Here is a 17,280-nt window from a genome sequence, read left to right as displayed (position 1 = left end):
CCGGTCTAGGTGAAGCGTCGTAACTTCCACCTCGCCGGAGGTCTTCTCATTGATCAAGGCGCCACGCCGCGTCAACAACCCTCATGGTCACTACAGGTGCAAGGGCGTGAAGCGACGGGTGCAAGGGCGTGAAGCGGCGCGACGCGAGGCCTGGAGCTGCCAGGCAGATAAGGGCCAGCAGCCGCCAGGCAGGTGAAGGCCGGAAGCCGCCAGGCCGTCAAGCGGGCAACGGCCGGCGGGCGCGGGATGGGTACCGGGCAGAAGCCGCCGGGCGGGCGAAGGGCAGAAGGCGCGGGACGGGTAACGGCCAGAGGGCGCCGGCGGATTGAAACAGCGGCGGCGCGGGCGCCAAGGGCCAGGCGCGCGAGGGTCAGACCACGCCAAGCGCGAGCCGCGAGCCGTCGGACAGGTGGCCACCAACGGCACTCAGGGAACAGTTGACGCGGACCTGACTCGTGCCATCGGTGAGGCGTGGAGGGCGGCGAGGTGCGGGTCAGAACAGGTCGTGGCGGTCGGCCATTTCGATTTGGGTGGCCACGGCTGGTGGGGCGGCGATGACCACCGCGCGGCCGTCGCGGGCCAGCAGGACGTGGCGGACGCTGTCGACTATGCCGCGCAGGCGGTCGGGGGGCAGGGAGCCGGGCAGCACCGCGTGGACGCGGCCCAGGCCGGCCGAGCCTCGTATCGGGACCGGTGTGCCGACCGCGTCGCCCAGGGAGTAGATCACGGCTGGCAGGTCGTCGGGGGAGACCGCCAGGCGCAGCGCCACGTCGTCGTGACCGAACGGGTAGGCGCCCCACCACGGTGGGGCGATCGGGGTGACGACCGCGCCCGCGCCCCACAGGGCCGCCAACTGTTCGGCGCGCTCGACCGCCTCCGCCTCGGCGCCCTCGAAGAGCACCGCCAGTGTGCCCGCCGGGCCGCCGGCCGGCAGGTCGATCTCGATGGCGCTCGGCTGGAGGTCGGCCGCGGCCGACTCGAGTTTGCGGATCTGGGGTGGGGTGGCGACCGCTGTACCGACCCAGCGCCGGGCCGGCGGCAGCGGCTGGAGGCGGAGCACGGCCGACGTGATCACGCCTTTGATCTCGGCCAGGCCGGGGCGGCCGTCCTCGCCGTCGGACTCGCCGGGGTGGCCTTCCGCGTCGACGTAGGTGACACGGTCGACGTACTCGGCGGGGGTGCCGAAGCGGTGGCGCAGCGGGCCCGACTCGTTCAGCGCGAGCATGCCGCCGAGCGTGGCCGTGCGGGACGGCGGATCGACCGGCAGCCGCTGGCCCCGCAGCGCCAGTGCCGCTTGGAGAGCGTGGACGGGCGTACCGGTGGCGACCTCGGCCGTCGCGCCCTCGACGTCGTGGTCCCACATGCCGTTGAGACGTCCGGTGTCGATGATCAGATCGATGTCGGCGCCGGGAGGCGTACCCCAATCGATCTTTGACCCGGAACCTCGGACCACGAACCGGAGCGGAAGACCGGCGGCGAGCCGGACCGTGTCGGCGACCGCGTGGGGCGTGGCGGGCAGCGCGACGAAGCCGGCGCGGCGGCCGGCGACCGTGTCCACCGAGCGAGCGACACGCGCGTAATCGGGCCCGCAGATCTCCACAAGCGCGCTCAGCACGTGCTCCCTCATTCTGCCCGTCCCCCAACGCCGTTAAGATCGTCCACTCTGGCATATCGTACACGTGTTCGAACGGCCGCGGTCCGCGTGCGAGAAGTAAAGAAGGCTAGGAAATCGGACCGCCCGGTAACGTTGTGCGGGTGACTTCTCAGACTCCGGACAGCCCACCCTCGGCGCGCCAGGCGGCGCACGAGCGCACCTTCCACGGCGACACCGTCACCGACGAGTTCGCGTGGCTCGCCGACAAGGAGAACCCGGAGACGACGGCCTATCTCGAGGCCGAGAACGCCTGGACCGACCGCGCCACGGCACACCTGGCCGAGCTGCGTGACACGCTCTTCCAGGAGATCAAGTCGCGGACCAAGGAGACCGACCTGACGGTGCCGAGCCGCAAGGGCGACTTCTGGTACTACACCCGTACCGTCGAGGGTCAGCAGTACGGCATCCACTGCCGGGTGGCCGTGCGCCCGGGCGAGACCGATCCGCCGTCCGCCGACGGGCCCGTCGCCGGCGAGGAGGTGCTGCTCGACGGCAACGTGCTGGCCGAGGGCAAGGACTTCTTCGCGCTCGGCACGTTCGACGTCAGCCCGGACGGCACCCGCCTGGCCTACTCGACCGACTTCGAGGGCGACGAGCGCTTCACGCTCAAGATCAAGGATTTGGGTACGGGCGAGGTCTTCCCCGACGAGGTCCCCGACACCTCGTACGGCACGGCGTGGTCGGCCGACGGCAGCGTGCTGTTCTACATCACCGTCGACGACGCCTGGCGGCCGTACCGCGTCTGGCGGCACACCGTCGGCCAGGCCGCGGCCGACGACGTGGTCATCTACGAGGAGGCGGACGAGCGGTTCTGGGTCGGCGTCGACCTCACCCGCAGCGAGAAGTTCGTCGTCATCGACGCCGGCAGCAAGATCACCTCAGAGGTGCGGATCATCCCGGCCGAGACCCCGACGGCCGAGCCGATCCTGGTCGCCCCGCGTGAGCAGGGTGTCGAGTACTCGGTCGAGCACCACGGCCACCGCCTGCTGATCCTGCACAACAAGGACGCCGAGGACTTCGCGGTGTCCTACACGTCGGCCGACGCGCCGGGCGACTGGGTCGAGCTCATCCCGCACGAGCCGGGCACCCGCATCGAGTCGGTCGACGCGTTCGTCAGGCACATCGTCGTCTCGCAGCGGCGGGACGGGCTGACCGGGCTGCGCGTGATGGTCGACGGCAGCACCGACTCGTACGAGATGGAGTTCCCGGAGCCGCTCTACAGCGTCGGCCTGGCCGGCAACCCGGAGTACGACACCTCCTCGGTGCGGATCAGCTACACCTCGATGATCACTCCCGACGCGATGTACGACGTCGACCTGATCACCCGCACGATGACGCTGCGCAAGCAGCGGCCGGTGCTGGGCGGCTACAACCCCGGTGACTACGAGCAGTTCCGCGAGTGGGCGATCGCCGACGACGGCACCCGGGTGCCGATCTCGATCGTGGCCCGCAAGGGCGCGCGGCGCGACGGCACGGCGCCGGCGGTGCTGTACGGCTACGGGTCGTACGAGGCAAGCATCGATCCCTTCTTCTCGATCGCCCGGCTGTCGCTGCTCGACCGCGGCGTCGTCTACGCCATCGCGCACATCCGCGGCGGCGGCGAGATGGGCCGGCGGTGGTACGAGGAGGGCAAGCTGCTGGCCAAGAAGAACACGTTCACCGACTTCATCGCGTGCGCCCGTCAGCTGGTGCGCGGCCACTGGACATCGGCCGACCGCCTGGTCGCCCGGGGCGGTTCGGCCGGCGGCCTGCTGGTCGGCGCGGTGGCCAACCTGGCGCCGGACGACTTCGCCGGCATCGTGGCCCAGGTGCCGTTCGTCGACCCGCTCACCAGCATCCTCGACCCGTCGCTGCCGCTGACGGTCACCGAGTGGGAGGAGTGGGGCAACCCGCTCGAGTCGGCCGACGTGTACGCGTACATGAAGTCCTACAGCCCGTACGAGAACGTGGCCAAGCTGGCCTATCCCAAGATCCTGGCGATGACCAGCCTGAACGACACCCGCGTGCTCTACCACGAGCCGGCCAAGTGGATCGCGCGCCTGCGCGCGACCGCCCCCGACGGCGACTACCTGCTCAAGACCGAGATGGGCGCCGGGCACGCGGGCCCGAGCGGCCGCTACGACGCCTGGAAGGAAGAGGCGTTCGTCAACGCCTGGACCCTCGAGGTGCTGGGTGTCGCGACTCTCTAAAAAGGAGGCGCGCTCGCGGTGACGGCGGGGACCTCGGTCCCCGCCCCCGCGATGGCTGCGGCCGCTCCTTCCGAGATCACCGTCTTCCCCGCCGACACGGCGGCCTACTACCCGTCCGACGAGATCGGGTTCGCCGGCGCGACGGGCTTCCTGCACCGGCACAACAGCACGTCGAGTTGGGTCTGGACGACCCACGCGGACGGGCTCACCACCGCGATCCCCGGCCTGGGCACGAGCGCGGCGAGCCGGTTCCGGCCGACCGGCGGCGACTCGTTCTCCGTCGGCCCGAACGCGCCCAGTGTGCTCACAGTGCTGAACGCGGCCACGCAAGCGTGGCGGAACGTCCCCATCTCCGGTTCGAACACCAAGCTGTACGGCAACACTCTGATCAACGAAACGGTGCCGCCCCGGCTGGTGGACGCCGACACCCGGTACCGGATCGAGACGTCCGGTCTGCCCGACGGCCTCACCGGATTCCAGGTTCTGGCGGGCGACGCGACCGCGGGCGCCGTCGTCCACTACGGCCTGCTCGACGTGCGTACCGGCCGCTTCACGCCCTTCCCGGCGCCGGAGACGGCGCCCTCCGAAGTTCTGCTCACCACCGACGGGTGGCCTTCGTCGGGACCTTCGCGACCGACGTCTACGACCGCTCGGGCACCCTGGTGGCGCGGCGCTCTCCCGTTGTCACCGACTATCACAACGTGGGCCTGGCCGGCGATTCCGTGATCGTCGGCCCGGACCGACGCCTCGGGTCGGTCCGTCGTTACCGCGAACAGCGGCCTCATCCAGGCGCCGAACCGGGTCGTCTACGTCGGCGGCACGGGCGCTTCGGACTGGTCGGTGCGGTGGTGGACGCGTCGCTGAGTCACGTGATCGTGAACGGAACCAACCCGGTCCGGCAGTACATCGTGGACGTCGGCCACAACAGGTACACCTCCCGTTCGGTGACCGGCGCCGGGCTGTGGTCCGAGACGCTGTGGAGCGCCGCGCCCGGCAAGCTTCAGCCGCAGAACCTGCGCACCGACGTCCTCGGCGCGGCGGTGGCGACGGGCTCGGCCTGCACGGCCACCGAGGTGCGGGCGACCGCCCGCTTCCTCTGCTGGAGCTGCGGCGTCCAGGGCCCGGCCGGCGTGTTCGACCTGACCCGGAAGGTCAACACCGCGCTTCCGGCGTCCCCCTATCTGCTCGGTGACAACTTCCTCGTCCATCACGACGAGAGCGGTTCCCTCGTACGCCGTGACCTCGGCGACGGAAGCACGGCCACGCCGGCCACCTTCCCGCGCGGCGACACCGCCGACGACCGCAACGTCACGTGGACCGTCGACAAGTTCGGCGGCGACGTCGCGTACGCCGACGAGCAGGGCGCCGTCCATGTGATCGACCCTGGCACCAGGCCGTCGGCGCCGGCCGGCGGCATCGTCGACGCCTCCAGCCGGCTGGGCTTCGGCCAGTATCAGGGTTGGGCAGGATCGATCAACGCCACGCGCCCGCTGGACTCCTGGAAGCTCAGGATTGCCCGGGTGGCGAGGACGGCAAAAATGACCTCCTCCTGCGCAACAGCGCCGGCACCTTGTTCCGCAAGCTCGGCAACGGCAAGGGCGGCTTCGGCGCGCTCCAGCTTGTCGGTTCCGGCTATCAGAAGTACGCGGCTCTCTACTGATCTCTGCTGACGAAACGGGCGCCGCCCCGGCTTCACGTCGGAGGCGGCGCCCGTTTCGTCAGTTCATCACCGGCTCGCCGGGGACGTTGAAGAGCGGTTTCCAGGGGTCGTCGGCGTCGATCGGGAACTCGGTCGACGGGCTCTCGCCCTTGGTGGCCCACCGGGCCTCGTAGGGCAGGCCGTTCAGCAACACCCGGGCGCCCCGCTGGTAGAGGTTGCCGGGGGCCCAGACCCGCTTGACCCCGGTGACCGTCGGTACCGGGCGGGGCGCCTTCTCGACCGGGCTGACCGGGCCGATCACCGACCAGGCGCTCTGCGTGCCGGCGAGCGGCGCCGCCGACGGGTCGATGCCGGAGTTGGCCCACTTGGCCTCGTAGACCACGCCGTGCCAGACCACCTTGTAGCCGCCCACGTACATGGCTGTCATGCGCCAGATCGGGTACGGGCTGGTCCGCGGGTCGTCGACGGTGTCGGCCTGGTTCGGGATCTCCACCGAGTCGGCCTTGTCGCTGCCCGCGGCCTTGCCGGGCAGGCCCGCGAAGACCTTGGAGAAGGCCAGCGCGTCCTGGTCGACGCCGCTGCACGTGTTGGAGTGCACGACGACGTTGGCGAAGGTGCCGCGGCAGGCCGCGTCCCGGTTGATCGACCACATGGAGACCCGGCCGAGGCCGTTGCCGACGGCGAACTCGGCCAGGCCCCGGGCGTCGGCGACGGTGAAGCGCTCGGTGTCGACGTCGTTCTGGCCGATCATCGGGGTGGCGCCGATCCGCGACCACACCTGCGGCGACGTGAGCTTCTGACCGAGGCGCAGGTAGAGGTCGGTGAGCTGCTTGTGTGTCCCGTTGAGGGCGCTCGTGCTCAGCGCCAGCATGTTCGGGTTCTTGTCGCCGTTGTTGAAGTCCATCGTCATGACGTTGACGCCGCGCAGGGCGACGCCGCCTTCGAGCATGCCGCGGACCACGGCGACGCCGTCGTCGAGGAGGCCGTTCGGGGTGACGGGCAGGGTGAGCCACACGGTGAGCGGCTTGCCGGCGCTCGCCCGTTCCTTCTGCACGGCGGCGACCGCGGCGACGCGCCGGCGCAGGGACGCCTGGTCGGCCACGGCGGTGCCCTCGATGTCGAGGTCGAGGGTCTTCACGTCGTACCGCTTGATCAGCTGACGGTAGGCGTCGGTGAGCCGGGCCTGGTCGGTGCAGGCGACGGCGAGCTCCTTGTTGTTGAGCCCGCCGAGGCTGAGGGTGATGTCGCCGCCGGCCTGCCGTAGCTGGTTGATGCGCCGGTCGAGTTCGAGCGAGGAGGCCGCCTCGTCGAGCGTGTAGGCGCCGCCCCAACTGGGCGTGCAGGGGTTCGTGGGGCTGGCCACGACGAACCCGAGGGCGACGTCGTTGGCCGGGTTGGCCGTGGGGTCCTGGAACTGGAACGTCGGGGTCAGCGTGACGTCGACGTACGGCACCGCCCAGGATTTCGCCGTTGGTCCGGACGTGTTCCGCAGGTGCATGACCTCGAGGGTGCCGCCGACACCGGCCAGGGCCAGGACGAGCACCAGAATGCCGAGCCTGGTCCAGGAGAGCCGGCTGCGCGGCTGCTCCGGTTCCTGCCAGTTCGGGTCGGCGAGCGGGTCGTACTCCGGCCGCACAGCTACGGGTGTGGCACGGTCCGTCATGAAGAGCCTTTCGTTTTCCGAGTCGCCCCACGTTGCCCCATCTCCACCGGGGCGGCGATCGGGCAAAGGGTCAAGATCAACAACCGCGAGCGGCCAGGTCCAAACCGGACAACGGAGCGCCAGATCATGATCTTGGAACGACAATTCCGCGGGCGTCGCTGCGCGGCGTCGTCGCAATTCGTACCGAAGGGCTCGTAAACGCATGCCACGCAAACCGGCGGATCGGCACAAGCCGGACGCCCAGCGCCAATGGGGAGCCGGCCGGAGGACCGATCCTCACCCGATCGTCCCGCCGCCTATCTCCGAAGGCAGGATCACCCGGGGGCGGCTCGCCATCGTGGTGACGATCACGGTCTGGGCCTGCTACATCACCTACACGATCATCCAGCAGTTCATCGCCGGGCACGCCTCCAGCGTGCGCCTCGCGATCGAGGCGATCGTGTACATGCTCGTCGTCACCGGCCTGGCCGCCTCCGCGATCGCCTACCTGATCACGCGGATCGGCTACTTCTACCGATCGCGCGGTCACCAGCGAGCGCCTCGGATCATGCTCGACGAGTTCATCGGCGGGAAGATGCCGTCCGTGACGGTTCTGGTGCCGTCATATCAGGAGGATGAACGGACGAACCGGACGACGCTTCTCTCGGCGGCCCTCCAGGAGTACCCCGGCCTGCGGGTGACGCTGCTGATCGACGACCCGCGGCAGCCGAAAACCCGCGCCGCGCGTGACATGCTCCTCGCCGCCCGGGCGCTGCCGGGCCAGATCGAGGCCGAGCTGAAGATCCCGTACCACCGGGTCTCGACCGCCTACGCCGCCTTCGACGAGCAGGTGCGTTACCGCGGCGGCTACCTGGTCGTGCTCGAGGACATGCGCCGGCTCGCCGACGAGTACCGGTTCGCCTCCGACTGGCTCTACGACCTGGGCGCCCGGCAGGAGATGGTCGACCACACCGACACGTTCTTCGTCGAGCACCTCCTCCAGCCACTGGCCGTCGAACTCGGCCAGATCTCCGGGGCGCTCAGCAAGGGCGCCGACGAGCAGGTGACGCTGCCGCTGGCGCGGATGAACCAGCTCTACCGCCGGCTGCTCGCCATCTTCGACGCGCAGGTGACCAGCTTCGAGCGCAAGAAGTACGTGTCGCTGTCGCACGAGCCGAACAAGGCCATGAACCTCAACAGCTACATCGGGCTCATGGGCGGCGCGTACCAGGAGGTCAGCACGCCGCTGGGCACCGCGCTGGTGACGGCCGGACCCAACCGGGCCGACCTGGTCGTGCCGAACCCGGACTACGTGCTGACCCTCGACGCGGACAGCGTTCTCCTTCCCGAGTACGCGCTGCGCCTGGTCCACCTGCTCGAACAGGGCGCCTTCGCGCAGCACGCGGTGGCGCAGACGCCGTACAGCGCCTACCCCGGCTCGGCCACCCGCATCGAGCGCATCTCGGGTGCCACGACGGACATTCAGTACATCGTCCACCAGGGCATGACCCACTACGGCGCCACCTTCTGGGTCGGCGCCAACGCCGTACTGCGCAAGAAAGCCCTGGACGAGATCTGCGAGACCTCGTACGAGGGTGATTGGGCCATCAAGCGGTACATTCAGGACCGGACGGTCATCGAGGACACCGAGTCGACGATCGACCTCGGCGTCCGCGGCTGGTCACTGCACAACTACCCGGAACGGCTCGCCTACAGCGCGACCCCGCCCGACTTCGGCTCGCTCTGCATCCAGCGGCAGCGCTGGGCCAACGGCGGCCTGCTGATCCTGTCGCGCCTCAAGGACCAGTTCCGGGCGAAGACCAAACGCGAGGACAAGAACCGCTTCGGCGAGTACTTCCTGCGGGTCAACTACATGGCCTCCATCTTCTGGAGCTCCGTGTGCCTGGTGGTCATGCTGGCCTACCCGTTCAACAAGGACCTGCTCAACCCGATCCTGCTGCTCGTCTCGGTGCCGTACTTCTTCATGATGGCGGCCGACCTGAAGCACCTGGGCTACAAACGGTCGGACATGCTGCGGATCTACGGCTTCAACCTGATCCTGCTGCCGGTCAACCTGTCCGGCAGCATCGCCTCCCTGCTCCAGCTGCTGACCGGTGAGAAGAGCGCCTTCAAGCGCACACCGAAGGTGCGCAACCGGACGACGGCGGCGACCAGCTACCTGATCCTGCCGCTGGCGCTGATCGTGCTCTGCGTCTACACGGCATGGCGCGACATCGAGCTGCACCACTGGAACAACCTCGTCTTCGCCGGCCTCAACCTGATCCTCTCGCTGTACGCGATGATCGCGTTCGTCGGACTGGGCAACACGGCCGTCGACCTCATGACCCACCTGCGCGACTGGCTGATCCGGCCGGTCGCCCCGAAGAAGTCCCGGAAGAAGAAAGCGCCGAAGAAGACGGCAGCGGTCGGCGACTGGGCCACGGTGCTGCACTACCGGCACGAGCACGGCGCCTCCGCCGGCCAGACGACCGTGCGGCTCCAGCGCAACGACGCGGGCACCTGGAAGGCCGACAAATCGTCGTCCAGCCGCGCGCACTCGTTCGAGGAGTTCAGCTTCTTCACGGTCTTCCAGCCGATCTACAACATGATCAGCGGCCACGTCGCCGGATACGAGGCGCTGACCCGCTTCGCCGACGGCAGCAACCCGCGCGAAGGCCTCGAGGCGGCGGCCGAGCGCGGCATGCACGTCGCGCTGGACGCGGCCCTGGTCCAGGCGGCCATCGCCTCGTCGGCGTCCCTGCCGAACGGCACCTGGCTCTCGATCAACGTCTCGGCCGACCTGCAGCGCCGCCCGCACGAGCTGGCGCCGCTGCTGGCCGAGGCCCGGCGGCCGCTCATCCTGGAGGTCGGCGGGACGCCGGCGCCTGAACTCGCCCAGCTGGGCGGCATGGCACGGATGGCGGTGGACGATCTGGGGGCGGGTTACGAGACGCTGGCCCTGGTCGAATCGACGCGGCCGGCCTTCCTGAAGCTGGGACTGGACTCGATCGAGGGCGTCGAGCACCAGACCGCACGCCAGGCGGCGATCCGGGCCCTGGTCGAGTTCGCCGAGCAGCACGGCTGCACGGTGATCGCCGAGGGCATCGAAACGGCCGCACAGCGCGACGCCCTGGTCGCCTGCGGCGTGGCCTTCGGCCAGGGCTTCCACCTGGGCAAGCCGGTCCCGGTGGAACGCGTCCTGACCGGCGTCGGCGGCTGGTAACCCAGCCCATCCTCAACGCCGCGCCGCCACTTCCCGCGGCGCGGCTCGCGACCGCGCGGCCCCGGCTCGCGACCGCAGCCCGGCCTTGCGACCGCGACCCGGCCTTGCGACCGCAGCCCGACTTCCGACCGCGCGGCCCGGACTTCCGACCGCGCGGCCCGGACCTTCAACTGCGCGGCCCGGCCCTTCGACTGCGCGGTCAGCCCTTCGACTCCGCAGCTCGGACTTCCGACCGCGCGGCCCGGACCTTCGACTGCGCGGGTCAGGCCTTCGACTCCGCGGCCCGGGCTTGCGACTACGCGGGTCGGCCTTCGACTGCGCGGTCCGGGCTTTCGACCGCGTGGTCCGGCGTATGGGCGGCGCGGCCTCCGCGACGCGGCCCGGCTCATCAGCGGCGCGGGGCGATTTATAGCTCCGCGCCGCAGCCTTCGTCCATGCGCGGCGGTTTCCGGCGGAGCGGCTTCGGCCGGCCACGGCGTTTCACCGGCGGCGCAAGCGGCTTCGGCCGGCCACGGCGTTTCACCGGCGGCGCAAGCGGCTTCGGCCGGCCACGGCGTTTCACCGGCGGCGCAGGCCGGCGCGGGCGAAGCCGGTCAGCTCACGGTCTGATGCGGCGACCACCAGGTGGTACTCGGTTCGTGGGCTGTCTTGCTCGACGACTCCGCCGAGCATCGGAACGCCGATCGCGCTGCGCACCGTCAACCGGCGCTGGCTGCGCTGCTTCACTGTCGGTCGAATGATGCGATGCGGCGGCGGGACACCGAGCTGACCTGGGCTTGAAGTGGGCCGCCGGGGATTCGAACCCCGAACCTAAGGATTAAAAGTCCTCAGCTCTGCCATTGAGCTAGCGGCCCGCTGATCCATAAGGCTACCGGAGTGATTGTGCGACCAGCATGCGGCTTTCCCCGTGGCGGCCGGATCGAGGATCTTCAGGGCGCGGACCAGGACCCGTACGTTTAAGAACGTTCGTTCTTGACTGATCGTTCTCAAACCGGCTAGCGTACGACGTGTGGGACGGCCTAGAGGGTTTGACGAAGAGGCGGCGGTGGTGGCTGCCGCGGCTCTGTTCGCGGGGCGCAGCTATGACGGGACCTCGGTCGACGACCTTGTGGGGCAGACCGGCGTTCACCGAGGGAGCCTCTACAAGACGTTCGGCAGCAAGCGGGGGCTCTATCTCGCGGCCCTGCGGCACTACGTCGACCGGGAGCTCACCGAGCGAGGGGATCTTCGGTTTCTCCTGCTGGCGGCGGCCGAGCGGGCGCCCGTCGACGACGAGGTGGCGGCTGAGGTCTCGCGAGCGCTTCGGCTGCTCGACGAAGGTGGCGAAGAGGCCACGACGATGGCGTTGGGGTTGAAAGTCCGGGAGCTGGCGGAGGGGAAGAATGGCGATCGTTGAGATCGAGGGTGGCTCGCTGGTGGTGCGGGTCGAGGGAATGGACAAGCTGTGGGCGCTCAAGAGCAGCCTCACCATTCCGCTGGCCAACGTGCGCGGGGCGACCAACGACCCGGGCATCGTGAGTGAGCCGAAAGGTGTGCGTACCGCCGGGACAAACATGCCGGGAGTCGTGGTTGCCGGGTCGTTCCGGCGCGAGGGTGAGCGGATCTTCTGGGATGTGCGCGATCCGGCGAAAGCCGTGGTCATCGAGCTGACCGATGAGCACTACGCGCGGCTGATCGTTCAGGTGGACGATCCGCGAGCGACGGTCGAGCTGATCGAGAACGCCATGACGCATTGACTGAATCCGCCGCGTAGCCGGGTTCTTGGTGGAAACGGCGTTCCACGAGGGGAAACGACACGGTCGTACGCCGTGCCGCTCTGATCGCCGCCGCTCGTCGCCGGGTCAATAGCAACCCCGGCGACGGCCGAGGCGGCTCCGGCGGTCAGCTCGTACAGCACGACTATCAACGGTGATTCGGCCGACGCGTACTACCCGGTTCGCAAGAATGAGGCGCCTGTGGTCCTGGTGCTCCAGGGTGCCAATGTCGACAAGTCGGCCTATTCAAACTTCGCGAACGCTCGCACGGCTTCGTCGTCGCCGTGCCGAATCACCCGCGCGGCGTGTGTACCCCGATGCTCTTCGGGACGGCCTACTGGCTGCGGGCTCAGCGGAGCGATCCGGTCGGCCGGGCCCGGGTCGACAGGGTCGGCGATCTGGTCGATCGGAACGTGGAAACACGGAAGGATTAGCCTGCTCGGGCGCGGGATTGCCCGCGAACGGCCGCTGGTCAGGGCGTACCCCGTGGGACAGTATCGGTAGCGTGACCGAGTACGACGCCGAGCAACTGACCGCGGGTTTCCGCTCCATGACGATGCTGACCGCCCTTGTCGGGCGGGGTGGCCGGCCCGCGGCGGTGAGCCCGACCATCGAGCTGCGCGCCGCCGAGAAGCAGTACGGCTGGCTGCCGGTCAAGGTCGGCGGTTCGAAGAAGGAAGTCGCCGTCATCACCAACCTCCGCCTGATCCTGGGCGAGAGCGAGATCCCGCTCTGGGCGATCACCCGCATCCGGCCGGGCGACGCCCACTGGTCGGTGGCCCTGGAGATCATCGGGCGGGAGGAGCCGCTGGTGCTCAGCGGGCCATGGGTGCCGTGGATGAGCGTGGTCATCTGTGCCGAGCTCTACGGCACGGCCTGGCCGCCCGCTTACGCTCCCGTTCAAGGAAACAACAGGGAAAATCTTGTGACGGCATAGACCGGACCCTCCGGTACTGCGACGCTAAGTGTTGTGTACGACTACGACCTGTTGGTGCTGGGCTCCGGGCCCAGCGGCCAGAAGGCCGCCATCGCGGCCTCCAAGCTGGGACGCCGCGTCGGCGTCGTCGACCGCCGCGACATGATCGGCGGAGTCTGCATCAACACCGGCACCGTGCCGTCGAAGACGCTTCGTGAGGCTGTGCTCTATCTGACGGGCCTCAGCCAGCGCGATCTGTACGGCAGCAGCTACCGCGTCAAGGACGAGATCACCGTGAGCGATCTCGCCGCGCGGACCCAGCATGTGATCAGCCGGCAGACCGACGTCATCCGTAACCAGCTCGCCCGCAACCACGTCACCATGATCACGGGAGTGGGCCGCTTCGCCGACGCGCACTCGATCTGGGTGGACGGCGGCAGCGGCCGGGACAGCAAGGTCAGCGCCGAAAAAATCATCATTGCGGCGGGTACGAGACCCGCGCGGCCGGACAGCGTCGACTTCGACGACCGGACGATCGTCGACTCGGACGGGGTGATCAACCTCCAGGCGGTGCCGCGCAGCATGGTCGTGGTCGGCGCCGGGGTGATCGGCATGGAGTACGCGTCGATGTTCGCCGCGCTCGGCACCAAGGTCACGGTGGTCGAGCGCCGCGAGAAGATGCTCGACTTCTGTGACGACGAGATCGTCGAATCGCTCAAATACCATCTGCGCGATCTGAGCGTGACCTTCCGTTTCGGCGAGGAGGTGGCCGCGGTCGAACGTCACCAGACGGCCGCCCTCTGCATCCTCAAGAGCGGCAAGAAGATCGCCGCCGACACGGTCATGTACTCGGCCGGCCGGCAGGGGCAGACCGATGACCTGGCCCTGGAGGCGGCCGGGCTCAGCGCCGACAAGCGCGGGCGGATCGAGGTCGACGGCAATTTCCGTACGGCCGTGGACAACATCTACGCGGTCGGCGACGTGATCGGCTTCCCGGCGCTCGCCTCGACCTCGATGGAGCAGGGCCGCCTGGCCGCCCATCACGCGTGCGGCGAGCCCACCCGCGACATGCACCAGCTCCAGCCGATCGGCATCTACACGATTCCCGAGATCAGCTTCGTGGGCGCGACCGAGGACCAGCTCACCGAGGGTTCTACACCATTTGAAGTAGGTATCGCACGCTATCGCGAACTGGCCCGCGGCCAGATCGTCGGCGACTCCTACGGCATGCTGAAACTGCTGGTCGCGCCCGAGGACGGCAAGCTGCTCGGCGTGCACGTCTTCGGTACGGGCGCCACCGAGATCGTGCACATCGGCCAGGCCGTGATGGGCTGCGGCGGCACAGTCGACTACCTGGTCGACACGGTCTTCAACTATCCGACGCTCTCCGAGGCGTACAAGGTGGCGGCGCTCGACGCCTCCAACAAGATCCGCAACATCACGAGAATCGACGGTTAGGCGCCGGCTGGGCGGGTGCTTGCGCTGCGCTTGCGGCCGTACGCTCGTACCCGCCTTTACGGATTTTCGGAATTATCGTAATTGCACCGAACGCTGCCGCGATTGTCCAACGTGGCGTCAGGCGATTGTCCCGGCGTTGCTCAATGTCACCCCGCAGTGTGTCTAATCGGCACAAGAGGAGCACTCCCCCGCGATGAAAACTGATCTCTAAGAGGGATCTAAGGTTCGCCGGGGGTTGCCGTGAAAAAGAATCAAGTACCCTTCGGCTATGTCATGGATGGCCAGTGCCCGGCACGGCGTACGCGAGGCCCCCGCCGGGTTGGCCCTCCTTCAGGAGCTGCTGAACACGCGCGCCCCCATGGCGTACGGCGTCGATCTCCTGCTCGACGCCGACGATGCGCAACGCTGGCTGACCGAGGCGCTCGCCACCTGGTCGCGGGTTTCCGGCCTGCCGGCGCCGACGCTGCTCATCTCGTCGTCCGATCTGCGGTCGCTGCGCCGGCTGAGGTCCACCTTCGAAAACGTGATCCTGGCGGGTGGCACGCGCGAGCCCTCGGGATCGCTCCCACCGGCTGACGTCCCGGTCAGTCTCGTCCCGGACGCCGACGGGTGGGTCCGCATCGTGCCCACCGGGCGGGGCGTGCGCTGGCTGGCGTCGGCCCTCTGGGCCGAGGCGCTGCTCGCCCAGCAGGCCGGCCTCTGGCCGCGGCTCAAACTGTGCAACAACGCCGAGTGCCGGGCCGCCTTCTTCGACACTTCCCGCAACAACAGCGGCGTCTGGCACGACGTCAGCACCTGCGGAAACACGGCCAACTTGCGAGCGTTCCGCGAGCGCCGCCGCCTGATGGGCGGCAGCGGCGCCTTGCCGCCGCGGCCAACCGTTCAGGGTCCGCCGAGCCTTATCTGAGCCCTCTCATTCCGGCGCGCGCGGCTCCCTCAGGAGCGTCACGGCCTTCCACGAGAGGCGGCGTGCTCCACCAGGGGCCGCGCCTTCATCAAGGGCGCGCCTTCATCACGAAGCGCCTCCCTCAGGGGACCCCTCATCCCTGGTGAGGTGCTTTCATCCGGGGCATGCATCTATCGCTGGGCGTCTCGTCAAGGGCCGTCCTCTCTCGGCCGGCTTTGTTTCGTCTGGCGGGCGTGGCCCGTTCGGCCGCCCTCCGGTGGCGAGGCCTTCGTACTCCTTGTTTCGGTGACGTGGCTTTTTCCTGAGATGTGCGGTTCTCTTCTTTGTGCGACGGGAACGAGGCGAGGGACTTAGAACGGCACGGGCATCGGCTGCGCGGCACTTGCGTGACCTTGGCGGATGTCGCTGTGGGCGAGTTCTGAGCCCGGGGCCCCGGGAACTTCGGGGCTCTCCCGCGCGACTATGGGTTCATGGCTTGTGAGCGGTGGCGCGAGATGCTTTCGGCGCAGCTGGACGGCGAGGACGATCCGGCCGACCGGCCGTTGGTCGAGAAGCACCTGGCCGGATGCGCCGGATGCCGGGAATGGCTGGACAGCGCGGCAGCGGTCAACCGCCTGACCAGCACGCGGATGGCGGCGGCGCCCGACCTCAGCGAGGCGATCCTGGCGGCGCTGCCCGCGCCGTCGCCGCAGCGCCGGGCCTTTTTCGTCAAGCGGGTCCCGATCGCCGCGGCGCTCTTCGTGGCGCTCGCCGCCGTCGGGGCCGTGCAGCTCATCCTGGGTCTCGACCAGATCGGCGGCGGGGTCGTCGTCGGCGGTCACGAGCACACCGCCGCAGCCGCCGACCCCGGTCATCTCTGGCACGAGTCCGCCGCGTGGAACGTCGCGGTCGGCGCCGGGTACCTCTTCATCGCGCTGCGCCGGGTGCGCCCGTCGGGGCTGGTGCCGATGCTCACCGCGTTCGTGGGGATGTTGGTGCTGCTCTCGGTGAACGACCTGTCCGGCGGCCGGGTCGACGCCACGCGCTTGGTCAGCCACGGCTTCGTGATTCTGGGCTACCTGCTGATTGTCACGCTTTCCCGCATTCCGGGCGGCTTCGCGAGTACGCCCCCGGGCGCGCGGGCAGGCGCCGGCTCAGGCTGGACCGCAAGCTTCGCCGACGAGGAAGAGGAGATCGAGCCGGCCCGCCCGGGTTTGCGGCTGGTCCCGCGCGGCCCGATGACCGCACAAGAGAAAGAACGCCGAGCGGCCTGAGCCAGCCTGGCGGGCAAGGCGGCCCGGCGAGGAGACATCGCGGGCGGGAAGGGCGCCGCAGAGCGAAGGCGCTTGCGGGCAGATGACACCGCGCGGGTGGATGACGTCGCGCGGGTGGATGACGTCGCGCGGGTGGATGACGTCGCGCGGGTGGATGACGTCGCGCGGGTGGATGACGTCGCGCGGGTGGATGACGTCCCGCAGGTGGATGACGTCCGCGGGTGGAGCCAGGCCACGAGGAAAGCGCGCGAGGCAAACCACGAGGACAGCGCGCGAGGCAAACTGAGCCACACCGCGAGGGAAGACACACCAGCCACGCTGAGCGGAACCGCGCGGCGGCCTGGCCGCGCGGCATCAGTGAGGCGGAGCGTCACCGGACGGGTGGGCGCACCGAAAGCTCGCGCCACTCATCAGGCCCGGCGAGCAAAGCCCGGACAGTGTCCAGGGCGGCGTCCTCCGAGTCGTACTCGAAGAAGTGGGAGACACCGTCGGCGCCGCCGGCGCGCTGTTCGACGTACCACTGGTCGCCGCTCACCCGCAGGTAGACGTCCTTGCGGGCGACGCGGCCCCACTTACCGTTCCACCAGTGCTTACGCTGCTCCATCCCGGCAGCGTATCGAACAT

14 protein-coding genes and 1 tRNA gene are annotated in these 17,280 nt (G+C 69.2%); 10 read left to right on the top strand and 5 right to left on the bottom strand.

All coding sequences use genetic code 11. The features are described from left to right. Positions 1 to 493 precede the first annotated feature (493 nt). Positions 494 to 1,627, bottom strand: a complete 1,134-nt coding sequence (locus tag AB0C26_RS45985) for an FAD-binding oxidoreductase (RefSeq protein WP_360261593.1) — start codon at positions 1,625 to 1,627, stop codon at positions 494 to 496. Between the two features lie 128 nt (positions 1,628 to 1,755). On the opposite strand from AB0C26_RS45985, the gene AB0C26_RS45980 reads away from it, so the two are divergent. From AB0C26_RS45980 to AB0C26_RS45970, 3 genes are all read left to right on the top strand, one after another. Continuing rightward, complete coding sequence (locus tag AB0C26_RS45980) at positions 1,756 to 3,843, top strand: S9 family peptidase (protein ID WP_360261590.1); 2,088 nt, start codon at positions 1,756 to 1,758, stop codon at positions 3,841 to 3,843. Between the two features lie 18 nt (positions 3,844 to 3,861). After that, entirely contained in the window at positions 3,862 to 4,569 is a 708-nt protein-coding gene (locus tag AB0C26_RS45975) for a hypothetical protein (RefSeq protein WP_360261588.1), read from the top strand. A 143-nt stretch (positions 4,570 to 4,712) separates the two neighbouring features. Next, the gene (locus tag AB0C26_RS45970; protein ID WP_360261586.1) at positions 4,713 to 5,513 is read left to right on the top strand and encodes a hypothetical protein; all 801 of its coding nucleotides are present in this window, start codon (positions 4,713 to 4,715) and stop codon (positions 5,511 to 5,513) included. A gap of 48 nt (positions 5,514 to 5,561) precedes the next feature. Here AB0C26_RS45970 and AB0C26_RS45965 read toward each other — a convergent pair whose 3' ends face one another. Next, on the bottom strand, positions 5,562 to 7,166 hold the full coding sequence (locus tag AB0C26_RS45965; protein WP_360261583.1) for a chitinase: 1,605 nt from the start codon (positions 7,164 to 7,166) through the stop codon (positions 5,562 to 5,564). Positions 7,167 to 7,503: 337 nt separating this feature from the next. Between AB0C26_RS45965 and AB0C26_RS45960 the strand changes: the two genes are divergently transcribed. Next, a complete protein-coding gene (locus tag AB0C26_RS45960; protein WP_360261580.1) occupies positions 7,504 to 10,368 on the top strand; it encodes a glycosyltransferase family 2 protein in 2,865 nt (954 codons plus the stop codon). Positions 10,369 to 10,926: 558 nt separating this feature from the next. On the opposite strand, the gene AB0C26_RS45955 is transcribed toward AB0C26_RS45960, so the two are convergent. Then, a complete protein-coding gene (locus AB0C26_RS45955) occupies positions 10,927 to 11,094 on the bottom strand; it encodes a hypothetical protein (RefSeq protein ID WP_360261577.1) in 168 nt (55 codons plus the stop codon). Positions 11,095 to 11,150: 56 nt separating this feature from the next. Continuing rightward, positions 11,151 to 11,222, bottom strand: a tRNA-Lys gene (locus tag AB0C26_RS45950). 191 nt (positions 11,223 to 11,413) lie between these two features. Here AB0C26_RS45950 and AB0C26_RS45945 point away from each other — a divergent pair. The 6 genes from AB0C26_RS45945 (at position 11,414) to AB0C26_RS45920 (ending at position 16,656) form a co-directional block, all read left to right on the top strand. After that, the gene (locus tag AB0C26_RS45945) at positions 11,414 to 11,764 is read left to right on the top strand and encodes a helix-turn-helix domain-containing protein (protein WP_360261574.1); all 351 of its coding nucleotides are present in this window, start codon (positions 11,414 to 11,416) and stop codon (positions 11,762 to 11,764) included. After that, positions 11,751 to 12,104 (top strand): hypothetical protein, encoded by a 354-nt coding sequence (locus AB0C26_RS45940; RefSeq protein WP_360261571.1) that lies wholly within the window; start codon positions 11,751 to 11,753, stop codon positions 12,102 to 12,104. Before AB0C26_RS45945 ends, AB0C26_RS45940 begins: the two co-directional genes overlap by 14 nt. A 523-nt stretch (positions 12,105 to 12,627) precedes the next feature. Then, a complete protein-coding gene (locus tag AB0C26_RS45935; RefSeq protein ID WP_360261568.1) occupies positions 12,628 to 13,059 on the top strand; it encodes a hypothetical protein in 432 nt (143 codons plus the stop codon). 33 nt (positions 13,060 to 13,092) lie between these two features. Beyond that, complete coding sequence (sthA, locus tag AB0C26_RS45930; RefSeq protein WP_360261565.1) at positions 13,093 to 14,496, top strand: Si-specific NAD(P)(+) transhydrogenase; 1,404 nt, start codon at positions 13,093 to 13,095, stop codon at positions 14,494 to 14,496. Positions 14,497 to 14,764: 268 nt separating this feature from the next. Next, on the top strand, positions 14,765 to 15,403 hold the full coding sequence (locus AB0C26_RS45925) for a CGNR zinc finger domain-containing protein (RefSeq protein ID WP_360261562.1): 639 nt from the start codon (positions 14,765 to 14,767) through the stop codon (positions 15,401 to 15,403). A gap of 470 nt (positions 15,404 to 15,873) precedes the next feature. Next, positions 15,874 to 16,656 carry a zf-HC2 domain-containing protein gene (locus AB0C26_RS45920; protein WP_360261559.1) on the top strand — a complete coding sequence of 261 codons (783 nt, stop codon included), beginning with the start codon at positions 15,874 to 15,876 and terminating at the stop codon, positions 16,654 to 16,656. A 370-nt stretch (positions 16,657 to 17,026) separates the two neighbouring features. Here the strand turns inward: AB0C26_RS45920 and AB0C26_RS45915 are convergent, their stop codons facing one another. Next, positions 17,027 to 17,260 carry a hypothetical protein gene (locus AB0C26_RS45915; RefSeq protein ID WP_360261556.1) on the bottom strand — a complete coding sequence of 78 codons (234 nt, stop codon included), beginning with the start codon at positions 17,258 to 17,260 and terminating at the stop codon, positions 17,027 to 17,029. Positions 17,261 to 17,280 lie beyond the last annotated feature (20 nt).

The organism is Actinoplanes sp. NPDC048796 (genome assembly GCF_040650035.1).
Taxonomy (GTDB): domain Bacteria; phylum Actinomycetota; class Actinomycetes; order Mycobacteriales; family Micromonosporaceae; genus Actinoplanes.
Note: the sequence above shows the minus strand (reverse complement) of the source record. Positions and strands in the feature narration are given on the sequence as shown.